2 protein-coding genes are annotated in these 18945 nt (G+C 55.3%); both read right to left on the minus strand.

The genetic code is table 11. From position 1 onward, the window contains the following. Positions 1-2: 2 nt before the first annotated feature. On the minus strand, positions 3-11078 hold the full coding sequence (locus LBW89_RS12610) for a non-ribosomal peptide synthetase (RefSeq protein ID WP_170287051.1): 11076 nt from the start codon (positions 11076-11078) through the stop codon (positions 3-5). Between the two features lie 23 nt (positions 11079-11101). After that, positions 11102-18877 carry a non-ribosomal peptide synthetase gene (locus LBW89_RS12615; protein ID WP_148451034.1) on the minus strand — a complete coding sequence of 2592 codons (7776 nt, stop codon included), beginning with the start codon at positions 18875-18877 and terminating at the stop codon, positions 11102-11104. Positions 18878-18945: the final 68 nt, after the last annotated feature.

Consider the following 18945-nt stretch of genomic DNA (forward strand, 5'->3'; position numbering starts at 1 on the left):
TTTCAGTCGTGCAGAGTATAACCCTTGATTTGTTTTCCGGCGGCCTCATCAAGCATGTTCCGCACCTTGTCCGAATCCTCCGCGGCAGGGATAATCAGCGATACGCAAATCTGGTCTGCCCTTTGCCAGGCCATAAAGAGAATCCGATTCGGATCATCGCAGTTCACACCGTCCCCGTCCAGGTAGTCCAATTCCGTATCTTCTCCAAGTTCCCCAAGATAATTGAAATTGACAGGCATCTCATGATGGGCAGCGGCCAAACGAACGCCCACGTCGGTGAAACCCGGGTCGCTCGACTCGTTATACAGCAAATTCGCAAAATGGATGTTATGATCGGAAACCAGCTTCAGTTTCTGTTTGATCGCCTCGGCCTGCTTGTCCATGTCCGCTTCACAGTCCAGCAGCATCGGGATATAATCGACGCACTCGCCCACGAGCTCGTAGAAGGCTTGATCCCCGTATTGTCTGCCAAAATGGGTCATCCACATCGGAATCCGCTTCATATTGAAATAAGAACCGAAGAACCTCGCAAAGATTCCTAGCGCCGTTATCCATTTGTCTTCAGCATCATGGGCGGCACCCGCTCGTGAATCTATACTGATGGAATGGTTAACAACGGTCGTCTTGAGCGGCTCTCCGTCGCCGATATTCCGCAGACGCATACTAACGGCAACCTCTTTGGCGGCACCCGCGAAGGACGGAATGTCAAACAGTTCATTGAATCGCTGCGCCGCTATTCCTTCCGGCCCTCGGCAGATCCGATCGATAAAGTCCGTAAACGTCGCATGCGTTTTTCCTGTTTCGGCGCTTTTCCCTTGGCTCAGCAGCTCATACCGTTCGATGACCCGATTCCGAAGTACCTCATTGCTCATATAATCAAAAATCGTGTGGGAAAACGGAAGCAGCAGGATATATTCCTTTACGCTCTGCTTGACCAGCAATACCCGGTACATCAAGGGATCCCGGCTTGTGTAAGGCTCGATAAAGAACTTGTCCATCAGGGCCTTGAGGATATCGCGCTGCGTGCCGGGCTCGAAAGGGGAAATATCCATCATCGGCAATTCAAGCCGATCCGGGCCCTCGTACAGCCGCCAAAATCCAGCTCCGGCATCCGTCTCCTCCACAAATACGCTTCGCATCACCTCCTCGACGGATACAATTTGCTGCAGCGCCTGACTCAGCAATTCCGGCTGAATGGTCTTGTTCCACTTCACCATCGTTCCCGAGACATCTTTATGTTGGAAATGGTACATTTGGGACGGTGAAATTTTGTAATCCTTAACCACCCATTGGTCCGTAATTCCCTTGGCGTACTCCGCCTGCATTTTGGCGATGGATTCCAGCCGGTTAGCCACCCAAGCCGAACCAACCGTTTGCCGCAAATTCAATCGTTCCATCCATGTTTCCCGGCTCATGCTCAGGTTCAGGGTATGAGCCGCCCGATCCTCGGCCCCCGCAATGTAATGCGGATGCAGGCGCTCATCCATCCGGCTGGCGATCAGTCGCTCCGCTGCCTGCTTCAGGGGTTCGTCCAGCCCGTCGATGTGGACGACCTGATACTCCTCCTTTTCAACGGAATACGTGCGCCATTGGCAAGTCCGCCCCAACTGCGCGCCGAGCCATTGCTCCGCCGCCCGGACATCCGCGATGTGATCCCGATGCCCGGACATGGACATTACCGCATGGTTTGACCGTATTCCATAAGCCGCCAATTCCGCCGGAGTTTGATGGGTGAAAACCTGATTGATACTCAGCTTCCAGCCGAGATCCGCCAGCCTTGTCACCATTTGCATCGCTTTTAACGAATGTCCCCCTAACTCAAAGAAATTGCTGTGGACGCTGATGCGGTCGATCCCCAAAATTTCCGACCACACCTGGACAACTGCGGCCTCAACCCCGTCCCTTGGCGGCGTGTACTCCACCTCATTCCCGTCATATTCCGGCTCGGGCAGCGCCTTGCGATCGACTTTACCGTTAACGTTCAACGGAAGCTGCTCCATAAAGACGAAGACGGAGGGGATCATATAGTCGGGCAGTTGCCGGGCCAGATACTCCTTAAGAACCGAACCGGTCAATTCCACCTCGGCCGCGACATAGGCGCACAGGAATTTGGTTGACGCATCCCCTTGATCCTTCACCAGAACGACCGTCTCTTTGACCGAGGGATGACTGAGAAGCAGGTTTTCAATCTCGCCGGTTTCCACCCGGAATCCCCGGATTTTCACCTGATGATCCAGTCTTCCGATAAACTCGATCGTTCCGTCCGGAAGCCATTTGGCCGCATCTCCGGTCCGGTAAACCCGATCTCCCGGCACAAATGGATTGGGGATAAATTTTTGCGCCGTTAAGGCTTCATTGTTTATATATCCCCGGGCGACCCCGTCTCCGCCGACCCAGAGTTCCCCGGGAACGCCAACCGGATTCAAATTGCCGTATTTATCGACAATGTAGGCCGTTGAATTGCTGATCGGGGGACCGATCGGCACGCTTTTCTCGTAAGCCTGCTCGATCGTGAAGCAGCAGGAGAACGTCGTATTCTCCGTAGGCCCGTATCCGTTCACCAGAATCAGGTGCCCGGCATGCTCCCTGACCAGCTGAATATGTTTCGGAGAGAGGACGTCTCCGCCGACGATCAAGTAGCTGACGGAGTTAAACATATCCGGATTATGCTGGGCAAACTGGGTAAACAGCGGCGATGTCAACCATAAGGCCGTAATATGGTACTTGCGCAGCGCTGTTTCCAGTCGCTCCGGATCCAGCAGCGTAAATTTGTCCACCAGGTACAGCCTGGCTCCGTTCAACAGCGCCCCCCAGATATCAAAAACACTGACATCGAATACCGGGGCCGCCGTTTGCAAAACGCGATCTTCTTTCGTGAACCGTACATAATTCGTATTTTTGACCAACCGGGCCACGCCGAGATGCTCGACCATGACCCCTTTCGGCATTCCGGTGGAACCCGATGTATACATTACGTAAGCAAGGTGGTTGATGCCGGTCTCGTGCGAAAGATTCGGAGCGCTGCAGTCATCCAACTGGCGATGATCCAGGATGATGACTTCCGCTTCTTGAACAGCGCGGTCCGCATAACAGCTTCGGGCGAGGAGCCAGCGGGCTCCGCTGTTCCGGAAGAAATAGTCCACCCGCTCTTTCGGATGCTCAGGATCGATCGGAAGATAAGCGCCTCCCGCCTTCAGAATCGCCAGCATCCCGATGATCATCTCCAGGGTGCGGTCGCCCATGATCGCCACGACGCGGTCCGGGCCGACCCCTTTGGCGCGAAGCGTTCGCGCAAGCTGGTTGGCCTTGGCGTTGAGCTCGCCGTATGTCAGCTCGGTCCCATCGCAAACGAGAGCGATTCGTTTCGAATGACGGCTGGCCTGCTCCTCGAACAGCTCGTGGATCGTTTGCCGGGGGTGCGCCGTCTTGGTATTGTTAAAATCAACCACAATCCGGCGGCGTTCTTCCTCGAGCAGCATGCCGATCTCCGACAGCCTGACCTCCAAGTTCGCCGTAACGGTACGCAGGATTTGGAGGTAATGGGCCATCATCCGCTCCACCGTGTCTTTCCTGAACAACCTGCGGGCGTACTCCACATCCAGACGGATTCGGGCCCCCTCCTCGGCCGCCGTAACCATCAAGTCGAATTTGGACGTGCCGTTGTCAAACGGGTAAGGCTCAATAACCAGTCCTTCAAGCCGGATTTCCCCCACACCGATGTTATCCACCGCAAACATGGTGTCGAACAGCGGGTTGCGGCTAATATCCCGTTGAAGGTTCAGCTTTTCGAGCAGATCCTCGTATTGAACCTGTTGATGCTCAAACGCCTCGAGAGAGAGCTTTTTGACCTCTTCCAAATAGGCGAGAAACGACTTGTTCCCCTCGGGTTGCGAGCGTATCGCGAGCGTATTGACGAACATGCCTATGACGTTTTCCAACTCTTTATGCGTTCGGCCCGCTGCTGGGGTGCCTACGATAACATCCTCCTGATTCGCGTATTTCGAGAGCAGAATGTGATAGGCCGCCAGGAGGAACATGTACAACGTGGTTCCCGTCCGGGCGGCGGCATCCACAATTCGGGCGCTTAATTCGCTGTCGACTTCCAGGGAGAAGGCGTCCCCTTCGAAGCTCTGGATTTGCGGCCGCGGTTCATCCGTAGGCAGATTCAGAACGGGCAGTTCGCCGGCGAACCGCTCCAGCCAATACCGCTCTTGCTTCGCGTAAGCTTCCGTCCGATACCTATCGTTTTGCCATACCGCGTAATCTTTGTATTCAATTCGCTCCCGCTCCGCATCCGCCGTTTCACCATGGTACAACCGGCCTAATTCTTCGACCAGAAGGCGGATCGATGCCCCGTCGGAAACGATATGATGGATGTCGATCATCAGCATATGCTTGTCGTCACGGAGCTTCGCCAACCCAACGCGGATCAGCGGGGCTGCCTGTAAATCAAACGGCTGCACGAAATGCCGCAGAGCTTCCCGAATAAGCTGGGGATCGTCCGGGATTTCCAGATTCTGAATGGCGAAGGGAACCTTTGAATGCACCTTCTGTACCAATTCCCCTTCGCGGATGTGGAACGACGTCCTGAAAGCCTCATGCCGGCGAATTAAGTCGATAAACGCCTGCCGCAGCCGCGAGGGGTCCAGACTCCCCGACAACTGCAAGGCAAATGGCATATTGTAAGCCGTTCCGGTCCCCTCCAGCTCATTCAGGATCAGCAAGCGTTTCTGCGCGGACGAAACCGGATAATACGCCTGTTCCGGAACGCGTGCAATCGAGCTGTAGCCCATCGGCTCCATCGCGTCCACGGCCGCCGCCATTCGCTCCAGCGTCGGGTGATGAAACACCCCGCTCAACGGAAAATCGACGCGTAGGCTTTCCTGGATATGCGCCGCAAGCGTTGCCGCCTTCAGCGAGTGCCCGCCCAACTCGAAGAAATGGCTGAATGCCCCGATGCCGGCGACCCCCAATACATCCGACCACAGCCCGGCCAGTTTCCGTTCGGTTTCGCTGCGCGGCGGTACATGGTGATCCCCTGGCGTGGCGGAAAAATCAGGCTGGGGCAGCGCGCGGCGATCGATCTTGCCGTTGGATGTTAACGGGATGCTGTCCAGAGCGACGTAGTGGACCGGAATCATATACTCCGGCAGCTCCCGAGCCAAGCCTTCACGAAGCTCGCGAACGGTCCATTCCCGCGACGCCGTGAAGTAGGCGCATAGTTCCTTTTCCTGCTTCGGATTCATTACGACCGTGACAATCGCTTCCCCGATCCCTTCCTGCTTCAGGAGCACCTTTTCGATTTCACCCAGTTCAATGCGATAGCCGCGGATTTTGACTTGTTCATCCAGGCGGCCCAAGTATTCCAGGTTGCCCTCCGGCAGCCATCTCGCCAAGTCTCCGGTTCTGTACATGCGTTCGCCCGGATAGAAGGGGTCCGCCGTAAACTTCTCCGCCGTGAGTTCCGGCCGGTTCAAATACCCCCGCGCCAGGCTGTCTCCGGCGATGCACAGCTCGCCGGGAATCCCCACCGGAAGCAGCTTGTTGTAGGCGTCCAGGATATAAACCCGGACATTGTCGATCGGTTTGCCGATCGGAATATTGTCGTAATGGCCATCCACCTTAAAGGCCGTGGTGACAATCGTATTCTCCGTAGGCCCGTAGTTGTTCACGAGCTCGTAAGATCCGGGACGGTAAGACTTCAACTTGTCCCCTCCGGTGATCAAGACGCGCAGCGAGCTGTTCCCAAGCTGGGTGAACTGTTCGCAGACAGCCGTGGGCAGGAAGCTGACGGTGATGCCGGTTCTCTCGTAATAATCCGCGAGGCGCGGCACGTCGTACCGAATCTCTTCCGGAATAACATGCAGTTCTCCGCCGGACAGCAGCGTCGGGAACACTTCCCACACGGAGGCGTCAAACCCGAATCCGGCGTATTTGGTGCATTTATCCTCCGCCGTCAGCTTGTAATAAGTCCGGTACCACTCCGTCATATTCATCAGGGAGCGGTGCTCGATCATCACGCCTTTCGGTTTCCCCGTCGACCCCGAGGTATAGATGATATAAGCCAAATCGGAAGCGGAACCGGAAATCGGCGCCAGCGGCGGCTCTTGTAAGGGAGAAGACTCCCGAAGCGCCAGGGCTTCCTCCAGATCGACCTTGGGGATATTTATGTTCCAGTCTTTGGACTGCAGCAGCCGTTTTTTGGTGAGCAGCAGCCCCGCTCCACTGTCCTCCAACATATACGCGATGCGTTCGGCCGGATACTCGTGGTCGATCGGGAGATAAGCCCCGCCCGTTTTCAGCACCGCAAGCACCGCCACGATCATCTCGGCGGAATGCTCCACGAGGATGGCCGTAATTTGCCCCGGCCTGACGCCGTTGGCCTGAAGGAGGGATGCAAGACGACTGGCCTGCCGGTCCAATTCCCGGTAAGTCAAACGCTGATCTTTGAATACGACAGCCGTCCGATCCGGGGTCCGCTCTGCCTGTTCGGCAAAACACATAGGCACAGTGCGGTGAACCGCAATTTTCTTTTTGAGACCATTAGACTGCTCCAAAACCAGGCGCCTTTCCTCAGGGGACAGCAATTCGAGCTCCGATAACGGGATCGTCCGGTTCGCCGCAATCGCACGCAAAACCTCGACATAGTGCTTCAGCAGCCGCGTGATCGTCGAGGCCTGGAACAGCCTGGCCGCGTATTCCGCATCCACAATCATTCCTTGTCCCTTGTCCACGACCGTCACCGTCAAATCGAACTTGGACATACGGCCGTCCCAGGAAGAAGAGCGGGCGGCAAGCCCGTCTAAGGCCACCTCTTCGATGTCGAGATTCTGCAGCGTAAACACCGTATCGAACAAAGGATTGCGGCTTAAATCGCGTTTTAGCCCGAGCTTCTCGATCAGATCCTCATACTGGTATTCTTGATGTTCAAAAGCCTGGAGCGCCGTTTGCTTCACTTCGCCCAGAAAGCGGTCAAACGGCTTCCCCGCTTGCGGTTTGACGCGCAAAGCCAGCGTATTGACAAACATGCCGACCGTATGAAGCACATCCGCGTTCGGCCTGCCGGCTGCCGGTGAACCGATAACGACATCTTCCTGGGAAGCGTATTTCGACAGCAGGATGCTGTAAGCGGCGAGCAGAACCATGTACAATGTAGTCCCCGTTTCACTCGCCAGCTGTTTCAACCGGGACGCCAGCGCTTCGTCAATTTCCGCGAAAACATACGCACCCTCGAAATTCTGAATTTGCGGACGCGGGTAGTCTGTCGGCAATTGTAGCACGGGAAGCTCTCCGGCAAATTGTTCGAGCCAGTACCGCTCCTGCTCCTGCAGCGCGCCGGAAGCAAACAGCCCATTTTGCCAGACGGCAAAATCTTTATATTGAATCCGCGGAACCTCGCGGACAACCTGCTCGGCCGATCCGTCATCCTTGCCCAGAGCGTTGTACAGCTCACCGAGCTCCTTCACGATAACGCCGATGGAGGCTCCGTCGGCCGCGATATGGTGGATATCTATAATCAGCACATGCTGCTCTTCCTGGGGTTGGACGAGCCCGACCCGAAGCAACGGTGCCTCCCCGAGATCGAACGGCGCAACGAAGGAATCGACCAGGTCCTCCGGTTCCTGACCCGCTTGTATTCGCAAACGGGTCATGGCAAAGGGCACGCTCTCCTGCACCCGTTGGATCGGTTCGCCCTGATGGAAGGCAAATGATGTGCGCAGCGCTTCATGGCGGGCAATCAACATTTGAAACGCCCGTTCCAGCCGTTCGACATCGAGTTTCCCTTCGAGCCGCATGACAAAAGGCATATTATAAGCGGTGTCCATCCCCGCCTTCCCGTTCAAAATAAACAGCCGCTTCTGCGCGGAAGACACCGGATAAAACTCAGCCTTTGGGGCGGGCTCGATCGCGGCATAATCCGCTTGCCGGGTTCCGCCGAGCCTTACAGCCATGTCGGCGAGCACGGGTGCCTCGAAGACCTCCGCCAGCGGCAGTTGGATTTGGAACTGTTTCTTCACTTCCGTAACCAGTTTTAACGCCGACAAAGAATGACCGCCGAGTTCAAAGAAATGATCGCTTGCGCCGACGGCGGGCAGGTCCAACACCGAACTCCAAATCTCCGCCAATTTCCGCTCGGTCTCAGTCCGAGGCGCAATAAAGGATTCCGCGGAATATGCGGCGTGTTCCACCGGCTCGGGCAGCGCCTGCCGGTTGACTTTGCCGTTCGGCGTCAACGGCAGCGAATCCAGAAACACCCAGTGGGCAGGAATCATATACTCGGGAAGCTGGTTGGACAAGTATCGCTTCATGCCGTCCGCATCCAGACGCTCGCCGACCAGGTAAGCGCACAACGATTTGTTGCCTTCCCCTTTATCCCGGACCGCAACCACGGCTTCCCTTACGTCTTGATGCATCTGGATCCGGCTTTCGATTTCGCCGGTTTCAATGCGGAATCCCCGGATCTTCACCTGATGGTCCATCCGGCCGATGAAATCAATCGTTCCGTCCGGAAGCCAACCGGCGGTATCTCCCGTACGGTAGACACGCTCTCCTTCCGCAAAAGGGCTGGCGATAAACTTCTCCGAAGTCAAAGCCGCATTGTTGATATATCCCCGTGCGACTCCATCGCCGCCAACCCATAGTTCTCCCGGAACTCCGACGGGGCATAACTGTCCGTAGAGGTCGACGATATATGCCGTGGAGTGGGCGATCGGGCCGCCGATCGGGATGCGGGCATCCTCCAGCGAACGGATCGTATGGCAGCAGGAGAACGCCGTGTTCTCCGTCGGCCCGTAGCCGTTGATAATCGTCGTCTCCGAGCAGCGCTCGGCGACCCGTTTGATATGCTTGGGTGAAAGAGCGTCTCCCCCGACAATCAGATGGCGAAGCGGGCTGAACAGGTCCGGCTGCAGTTGGGCCAGTTGATTAAACAAAGGGGAGGTCAGCCACATCGTCGTGATTTCGTATTCGCGAAGCGCCTCCCCCAGCCGCTGCGGATCCAGGATCGCGGACTTATCGATTATATAGAGCTCCAGACCGTTCAGCAGCGCGCCCCATATTTCAAACGTGCAGGCGTCGAATACGGGGGCGCCCGTTTGCAGAATGCGATCCCCCGGTTGAAAGGGGACGTAGTCCGTGTTCCGGACAAGCCGCACCACATTCTGATGTTGGATCATAACCCCCTTAGGCCGCCCCGTTGAACCGGACGTGTACATGACATAAGCCAAGTTTCCGGGCGTCGGCTCCCCTGCCTCACTAGAAGCTGGTCCTTGATCCGGCTGACGAAGGTCCAAGGAAAATTCCTCTTCCGTTTGCTCGAGAAGAATCATCTCCACTCCATCCACCCGCTTGTCGGCGTAACACTTCGGCGAGACGATCCACTTCGCCTGACTGTCGCTCAGCATGTAGGCGATGCGGTCATCCGGGTATTCCGGATCGAGGGGCAGATAAGCGCCGCCTGCTTTCAAAATACCCAGCATGCCCACGACCGTTTCCACGGACCGATCGCCGATGATGCCTACGATTCGGTCGGGACCGACCCCTCTGCTTCTCAACCGGGATGCAAGCCGGTCGGCTCGCGCGTTTAACTCCCCGTACGTAAGTCTGATATTGGAGCTGACGACAGCCGTCTGTCCGTGGATTCGTTCGGCCTGACGCTCGAACAATTGCACCACGGTTTGATCACGCGGATATTCGCCCGCCGTGTTGTTGAATTGATGCAGGATTTGCCTTTGCTCCTCGTCCGTGAGGATCGATATGTCCCGGATCGCCACGTCCGCCTTGCGGCTGATCTGTGTCAGTACCTGCTCGAAATGCCGGAACAAACGGTCCATCGCGGCTTCCTCATAACGGGAAGCATTGTACTTGAACTTGACCTCAAGCCCGTCGTTCGGCATCAGAATCAAGTTGAAATCATAATGCGTCTGCTCGAAGTCCTCCAGGTCGGTCATCGTGAAGGGGCTGTCCATGTCGTCCTCCGGGTCCGCGCTGACCGGATAGTTTTGAAACGCATAAATATGTTGAATCAGATTGTGCTTCTTGGATGTAAGGGATTGAATTTCCGCAAGCGGGTAAAAATCGTAGTTTTGCGTATCCAGGGAGGATTGTTGCACTTGTTGAATTAGTGAAGAGAACGGCTGATGGCCCTGGAAGGAAATCCGGATCGGAACTGTATTGATAAACAGCCCGACCATGTCCTCCACTCCCTCCACTTCGGCCGGCCGACCGGAGGTGACGGAACCGAAGACCACATCCTCGGTTCCGTTATAACGTCCCAGTAGCAGAGCCCAGGCCGACTGGAGTACGGTATTTAGTGTGACTTGATGGGTTATGGCCAACCGCTCCAGTTTTTGCGCCGTCTCCTCGCTGATTTTATAGCTGCGGTCGACCTGGACGGCGCCGCGATCCCGATCATGCCGGCCTTTTATGCCAAAAGACGGCAGTTCGATCGCGGAATCATAGTTTCGCAAATATTCGGCCCAGTAGGAGCGGGCTTCCTCCCGGTTTTGCCGGTCCAGCCACTGAATGTATCTGGAGAAGGGAGGGGCCTCCTCCAAGGACAAGGATTGGCCCCGGCTCAGTGCCTTGTATACCTCGAACAGCTCCTGCACGATTGTCTTCAAGCACCAGCCGTCCATCATGATATGGTGATAGCTCCAAATCAGCTTATATCGCCGATCCTCCGTTTGCAGTACGGCTGCGCGGAGCAGCAAATCCTTGGCCAAATCAAAGCCCTTCTTCTGATCCGCCTCAATGAAACGCTGGATATACTGCTCCCGCTCCGCTTCGCCCAAATGGGATAAGTTTTCGTAAAAGACGGACATGACCCGTTTTTTAAATACAATCTGTTTCGGGTTTTTCATATTTTCATGCAGAAAATTCAGCCTTAACACATCGTATTTCTCGATAAGCGCGTTAAAACTTCTTTCCAGCAATCCAACATCCAGTTGTCCCGAGACGGTACAGGAAAACTGTTCAAAATAGGCCGAAGATTCCGGATTTAAATAGGAATGGAACAACATTCCCTCTTGCATCGGCGTTAGGTTGAATACCCCCGAGATCGACAGCTTTTCGCTCATGACCATCTCTCCCTGAATTCAGTTTATTGTTTATAAAAATCCATAATCGCTTCCAGCTCTTCGATGGACAAATCGCTTCCGCCGACGTCCGAAGGCGTCAGTTCGCGTGATTCTTTCTCCATGCAATGCTTGATGATTTCCGTCAACTGGGTCTTGAACAATTCTCCGAAGACGCGAATGTCCGCTTCCGCATATTCCGTCAGGTTATACTCGATCGACAGAATCAGGCGGCCGTCTTCCACAAGCCCCGTAATGTTCAGGGCGATTTCCCGTTCGGCCTCCGGGCTGACCGTTTGTCCGTAAGACAGGTCGGACGCCCGGAACAGGTCCGTGTTGACGTCGTTGTCGAATTGCCCCAGGTAATTGAATTTGATCTCGGGCTCCAGCCTGAACTGCAGATCGCCAAGGTCTTGACTCCCGGCCAGGTATTTCAGGATTCCGTGCCCGACGCCTTTGTTCGGGATCCGCCGGATCTCCTCCTTGACCGATTTAATATGGTAGGATACATCCGCCGAGCTTGGAACGTTCAAGACGACGGGATAAACGGAAGTAAACCACCCGACCGTCCTGCTGATATTTACATTTTTCAAAATTTCTTCCCTGCCGTGGCCCTCCAGGCAGATAAGGACGTCCTCCTCCCCGGTCCATAACGATACGGCCCGCCCTAGGGCGGCAAGCAGAAGGTCGTTGATTTCGGTGTTATAGACCTTGTGAACTTTGCCGAGTAGTTCCTCCGTCTCGGATTGGGATAACCGGAAGGAGTAGATCATGTTATCCGCGACCCTGGCCGCCTGTCCCGTGTAGGGTGACGATTTCGGCAGCGCTTTTATGTTCGCGGATTCGATCCGCTTCCAGTATTGCCGTTCTTGTAGCATCGCCTCACTGTTCGCATACTCTTTCAGCCGTTTCGCCCAGGTTTGGTATGAGTCCGTTTTGGCCGGAAGCGCGACCGGCTCGCCGCAGAGAGCTTGATGATAGGCCAGCGTCAAATCCTCGAACAAAATACGCCAGGAAATGCCGTCGATCACCAAATGGTGAACGATGACGGCCAAATGGTCGCCCAAGCCGGTCTTGAACAAGCCCACTTTGACCAGCGGCCCCCGCTCCAGATCTATACTGCCATGAAGCCGGTCCAATTGACGGGAGATTTCCAGCCGGCCCTCTTCCCCTTCCGGCACGGCCGCTACGAACAGATCGAACCAGGAACGCGGATCCTCTCCGGCCGCCTCTTCGTTGTATTGCTTCCATCCTCCGCCATCCGGCCGATAGACCATTCTTAATGCATCATGATGGCGGACCAGCCCGCGGAAGGCTTCCGCAAGAATCTCTGGATCGAACCCATCCTCCTTAAAGAGAACGACGGCCTGGTTCCAATGATTCGCCGGCGTGAACCCGGATGCGAAGAACCATCGTTGAATCGGAGTCAATTCAACAAATCCCTCGACAGGCCCTTGATCGATCTCACGATGATCGGCTTCCACATACTTGGACAGCTTCCGGATTACCGGATTCTGAAACAGGTCCTTCATTTTCAGCGTATAACCTTGACTGCTCAGCTTGGAGGATATTTGAATCGCGCGGATTGAGTCTCCCCCAAGCTCGAAGAAATTGTGGTCGATGCCGACCTGACGGACGCCTAGAACCTCCTCCCAAACCGAAGCCAGCATGCGCTCCACTTCATCGCGCGGTGCGGCGTAATCGTCCGCCGAAGCGTTGTCCCGCTCGGGAGCCGGCAGGGCGGCCCGGTCAACCTTGCCGCTGGCCAGCAGCGGCATCCGCTCCAGGGTGATGAAATAAGCGGGGATCATATAGCCGGGCAGCGCGGCCGCCAATTCTTCCTTCAGCTTATGAATGCAATCTTCCTCATGGCCGAGCATGGAAGGGTCTGGCACCAAATAAGCGCACAAATATTTGCTCCCGGTTTCATCTTCCCTGGCCAAGACGACCGTTTGCCGGATAAAAGGGGATTGCTGAATGCAAACTTCGATTTCCTCCAGCTCAATGCGGAAGCCCCTGATTTTCACCTGAAAATCTTTACGTCCGGCAAACTCCAGATTCCCGTCGGGAAGCCAGCGTCCCAAATCACCGGTTTTATACAGTCGCAGCGACTCCCCTGTCCCCCTTCTAAAGGGATCTTCCATGAACGACTGGCCCGTTCTTTCCGGATCGTGAATATAACCGCGGCCGACCCCGGCTCCGGATACGCAGATTTCCCCGTACACGCCTGCCGGACATAGGTTCATCTGCTCGTCGACCACATACAGATTCAAATTCGCCAGCGGTTTGCCGATAGGGACGTTGTCCACTCCCTCGGGAAGTTCGCGAATCACGTGCTGGCTGATATCATCGGCCGCCTCCGCGGGCCCGTAGGCATTCACGACGGGAATCCCGGGATATAAGGCAAGCCATCTTCGGGCCAGATCCGGCTTGATCGCTTCGCCCGTAATCATCAAGTAACGGAGGGCTTGCAATTTCGCACCGGTCTGCTCCAGCACGTCCAGCATGACCGCCAGATAGGAAGGGACTACTTCCAGAAGCGCGACCCGGTCTGCGATAATCCCCTCTATAAACCGCTCGACCTCCAATACGGATTCCTGCGGGTAAATAGCGGTCGTTCCGCCCAAAGCCAAAGCTCCGAAGCACTGCCAAACCGAAATATCAAAACAGATATTCGCGTTTTGGGCGAAGACCAGGCGGCGGTCCAAACCCAGCTCATCGGCTTCCGCAAGGACGTGGTTCAACAGACCCTTGTGCTCGATCATTACGCCTTTCGGCTTTCCGGTGGATCCGGAGGTGAACAGGATATAGGCCAGGCTGTCCGGATCATGGGTATGTTCCAGATTTTCCGGAATTTCGCGCATCAGTTCATCCATCACTTGGTCCAGGCACAAGATGTCCCCTTCGTACAGGGCTTCCAAACCATCCTGCAGAAATTCCGAATGAGTAATGAGTATTTGTGCCCCGGAATCCTCCAGGATACGAGCTTTCCGCTTTACCCCGTACTCGATGTCTATCGGCACATAAGCCCCGCCCGCCTTCCAAATTCCGAGCACGCTCTGGATAAAATCGGGGGAACGCTCCAGCATGACCGCGGCAACCGTATCAGCCGGCATTTCCCCTAAACGTCTTTGCAAATAGCGGCCGATCCGATTCGCTTGGGCATTCAGTTCCGCATAAGTCCAGACGTTCCCGCCGCATTTCACTGCCGTTTCTTCCGGCTGCTCCAAGACAAACCGCTCAAACCGGCGGGGCAACGTCAAGCTGAAATCGTAATCCGCGGCTTTCCCCCGGCCCAGTTCGATCAACTTCTCCCGCTCATTCTCTGAGAGCCATTCGGCTGCGGCCAAAGGGCGATCCGGGTGAACAACCAGGTTTTGCAGAAGCTCTACGTAGTGCCGGCCGATTTGCGCAGCGGTTGGTTTTTTAAAAAGATCGGTATTATATTGCAGATCAAAATGAATCTCCGCTTCATCCGCATACACATCCAGCATGAGATCGAACTTGGAGATTTCATGCTTCAATTCGTATGGGGTAAGGAGCAATTCGCCGAGCTGAACTTGCGGCTTCTCCCGGTCCGTCAAATTGAACATCGTATCAAAGAGCGGGTTGCGGCTCGTGTCCCGGTCGACATTGAGCAGCTCGACCAGCCGTTCGAACGGCAAATCCTGATGATCGATCGCCGACAAGGTATGGTCCCGGACCTCCTGCACAATCTGGCGGAACGTCTTCTGCCGTTCCGGAAAACCGCGCAGCGCCACCGTATTGATAAACATCCCCAACATGTCCTGGACATCCCGGTGTTGGCGTCCGGCGACCGGCGATCCGACTACGATATCCTCCTGCTCGGTATATTTCGACAAGAGTACATAATAAGCGGACAGCATGACGGCAAACAAAGTGGAGCCCGTGTCTCGGGACAGCTCCCGAAGCGCACCGGAAAGTTCGGATTGCAGCGAAAACGGCAGGGTTTCGCCGTTAAAGCTTTGCATAGCTGGCCTTCTGTAATCCAAGGGCAAGTTCAGCACGGGAAGTTCCCCGCTGAAGTGCTCCAGCCAATACGCCTCATGCGCCTTCATCTCTTCGCCCGACAGCCGTCCGTTCAACCAGGCCGCATAATCCTTGTACTGAATTTCCAGCGGCGGCAGCCGGTCACCCCGATACAACTGTTCCAGTTCACGCAGCATCAGGTCCCCAGACAGGCCGTCGGAAATAATATGATGCATGTCGATGAACAGCACATTCTCTTCTTGTCCGGTTTGCAGCAGACGAATTCGCAGCAACGGAGCTTCCTCCAAGTCAAAGGGAAGGATGAAGGAGGAGATTTGCCGCTGAACCTCCTCTCTTGCCGCGCCAAGCATCTCCACGGTTTCCACCCGGCAGTGCGCCCGGGGATGAACCTTTTGCACAAGTTCACCGTCCACGACGTGAAATGAGGTGCGGAAAACCTCGTGCCGCTCCACCATTTGATCGACAATCCGCTGCAAATGCGCCGTGTTTACTTCCCCCGCAACGCGATAGGCGAACGGCATATTGTAGGCGGTTGAGCCCGACTCCTCCAGGGTGTTCAACACATACATTCTTCTTTGCGCCGGGCTGACCGGGTAATGGATACTGGCCGGAACCGGAAAAATGGACGAGGTTGGGCTCCTCCCGTCGTTTAACTCCCCAATCCGTTCAGCCAGAAGCGCCACGGTCGGGAAGCGGAACACGTCCTTCACTTTCACGTCCACGCCAAGCTCTCCGTGTATTCTCGACACGATCACCGTTGCTTTCAGGGAATGGCCGCCCAATTCAAAGAAATTATCGTGCGTACCGACACGTCCGGCGTCCAAAACCTCCGACCAAATGGAAACCAAGGTCTCTTCCGTCCCGTTGCGGGCCGGTACAAAACCTTCGTCGGACCGGAGATCAACCGGATCGGGCAGCTGGCTGCGGTTGATTTTTCCGTTGGCATTGTGCGGCATCTCTTCCAATTGGACAAAGACGGCGGGCACCATGTATTCCGGTAAACAACCATGTAAATAATCCTTCAGTCCGGACACCGGAAGGGCGTGGTTCGCAGTATAGTAGGCGCACAAGTATTTTTCGCCTTCACCGGATTCCTTCACAAGAACGGCGGCTTCCCGGATCTGTTCGTGCTCGCTCAACCGGTGTTCGATTTCGCCCAGTTCGATACGAAAGCCTCTGACTTTAACCTGATGGTCTTTCCGGCCGACAAACTCGAGATTTCCGTCCGGGAGCCATCGGCCCAAATCTCCGGTTTTGTACAACCGCACGCCAGATTCCGGACCGAACGGATCCTCCATAAAGACTTGACCCGTCCGTTCCGAATCGTTCAGATAGCCCCTTCCGACCGCGATGCCGGCCACGCAGATTTCTCCCACGATCCCGACAGGGCACAGCCGCATCCGGCTATTCACGATATAGATGCGGATATTGGGCAGCGGCTTTCCGACCGGAATGTACCCGCGATTCTCCGGCGTCCGATCCATCACGTATTGGCAGATGTCGTCGGATGCTTCCGCGGGTCCGTAGGCGTTGACCATTCTGACATCCGGGCAAAGCTCAAACCAGCGGGCAACCAGGGCCGGCGTCGCCGCCTCACCGGTAATCATCAGATGCCGCAAATGTTCGAAGCGGATTACCCGCTCCTCCACGATGTCCAGCAAAATCCCCAAATAAGAGGGGACCACTTCGAGCAAAGTTACCCGATCCCGGATCACATGATGAATAAATGAACCGGGTTCCAGGATCAGCTCGTCCGGATAAATCGCCGTTGTTCCCCCCAGTATCAAAGCGCCGAACAACTGCCATACCGAAATGTCGAAGCAGTGATTTGCCGTCTGGGCAAAGATTAGTTGATCGTTTAAGCCGAGATCGTCCGCCTCCGCCCAAATATGATTGAGCATGCCCAAATGCTCGATCATGACGCCTTTCGGTCTCCCGGTGGAGCCCGAAGTAAAAAGCGTATAGGCCAGGTCGGTCATGGCCACCGGCAGGTCAAGATCGCTCTCCGCTTCCTGATCCGCCGGGCGAACCAGAAGGTCCATCTCGACAAGCCGGCCCGGATACCGGTGACATAAGCCTTCATCCGCATAGTCGGAAAGCGTCACGATGATTTTGGCCTCCGAGTCGGCGACAATCCTGGCCTTTCGCTCCTCGGGGTAAGAAACGTCTACCGGGATGTACGCGGCTCCGAGTTTCCATATCGCCAAAATGCTTTCAACCATCAACGGCGAGCGCTCCAGCATAACGGCCGCAAAATCGCCGTGACCCAGGCCGCGCTCCCTAAAAATGCGCGCCAGGCGATTCGCATTCCGGTTCAACCGGGCGTACGTAATCGCCTCCTCTCTATAGAGCAGCGCGATTTTATCGGGATGACGGCGAACGTTTTCTTCGAATAACCGGTGGGCGGGCTTGTCCAGCCTGAACGCTTTGTCCGTGCGGTTAAAGTCGGCAAGGATCGTCTCTTTTTCCTGGTCCGTAATGATATCGATGTCTTGAACCAAAATCCGCTCATTCTCCAGGACGGTCTCCACGATCCGCCTCAAATGGCCTTCCAGGCTCCGCAGCAAGCTTTCCTCATAGACGAGCCCGTTATAAGTAAACAGTACTTCGAGTTCCCGTTCGGGAAACACCGTAATATCCAGATCATAGTTGGTATGCTCCAACATTTCGCTATCGGTCACGGAAAGAGCTTTCTCTCCGTCGCCGTTCGTCGTTTCCAGCGGATAATTTTCAAAAACGAGAATATGGTTAATCAGATGATGCTTAAGCGCGGTTTTCGCTTGAATATCCGCCAGGGAAACATAGCTGTAGCGGTTCGCCTCCAGAATCGAATCATGCACTTGACGAAGCAGTTCCCGAAACGAAGTGCCCGCGCCGCTCTTGACCCGCAAAGGAAGCGTGTTGATGAACAAGCCTACCATGCTCTCGATTCCCGGTAGTTCAGGCGGCCTTCCCGAGACGACCGAGCCGAATACCACATCTTCGGAATGGTTGTAATGGTGCAGTAAGATACCCCAAATGGCGTGAAATACCGTACTTAAAGTCACTTGGTTGTTTACAGCCAGCCTCTGGAGACGCCGGGTCGTTTTCTCATCCCATTTAAACTGATATCTTCGATGATCGAACCCATCTTTCGCCTCGCCTCCAACGGAGGGAACCCGAGCCTGCAGTTCATAATCTCCCAGATAGCCGCCCCAATACCGCAGCGCCTCTTCCTGGTCCTGCTCACTCAGCCACATGATATAGTCGCTGTACGGATAAGCGGGGTCCAGTTGAAGCGGAAGACCGCCCGCCAGCGCCTCATAAATCCGGAATAAATCTTGAGCCAGGATCCCCATACACCAACCATCCATAATAATGTGGTGAAATCTCCAGACGACCTTATGGACTTCTTCGTCCATTTTAAAAACAGCCATCCGCAGCAGCGGTCCGGTTTCCAAATCGAATTTCCGCTCCCGGTCTTGGTCTTGATAAGCTTCCACCCTTCGGGACCGTTCGTCTTGGGGATATCCGGTTACGTCCATGTAGTCGATTTGCGGATCACGCTGGTTCAGCACGATTTGCAAGGGCTGTTCCACTTCCGTAAATATAAATACCGTTCGCAGCGCATCATAGCGGTCGACCAGTTTCGCGAAACTGCGTTTCAGCGTTTCGGGACATAGTTCCCCTTTGAGCGTGAACGAAACCTGCTCAAAGTACGCTTCGGAGTCCGGTTCCAGCAAGGAGTGGAATAAAATCCCTTCTTGCGTCGGCGAAAGCGGGTAGATCTTATCGATTTCATGTTCGCTCAAATTCACACACTCCCCATTTATTTCGCTGCCGGATCTTCTCGATCAAAATCCGGCAGCTTCCGCAATCA

This window comes from Paenibacillus sp. alder61 (assembly GCF_020179875.1).
Classification (GTDB): Bacteria; Bacillota; Bacilli; order Paenibacillales; family Paenibacillaceae; genus Fontibacillus; species Fontibacillus faecis.

Coding starts and splice junctions, on each gene's coding strand:
- LBW89_RS12610 (WP_170287051.1), bottom strand. CDS start 11,078: ATGAGCGAAAAGCTGTCGATCTCGGGGGTATTCAACCTAACGCCGATG.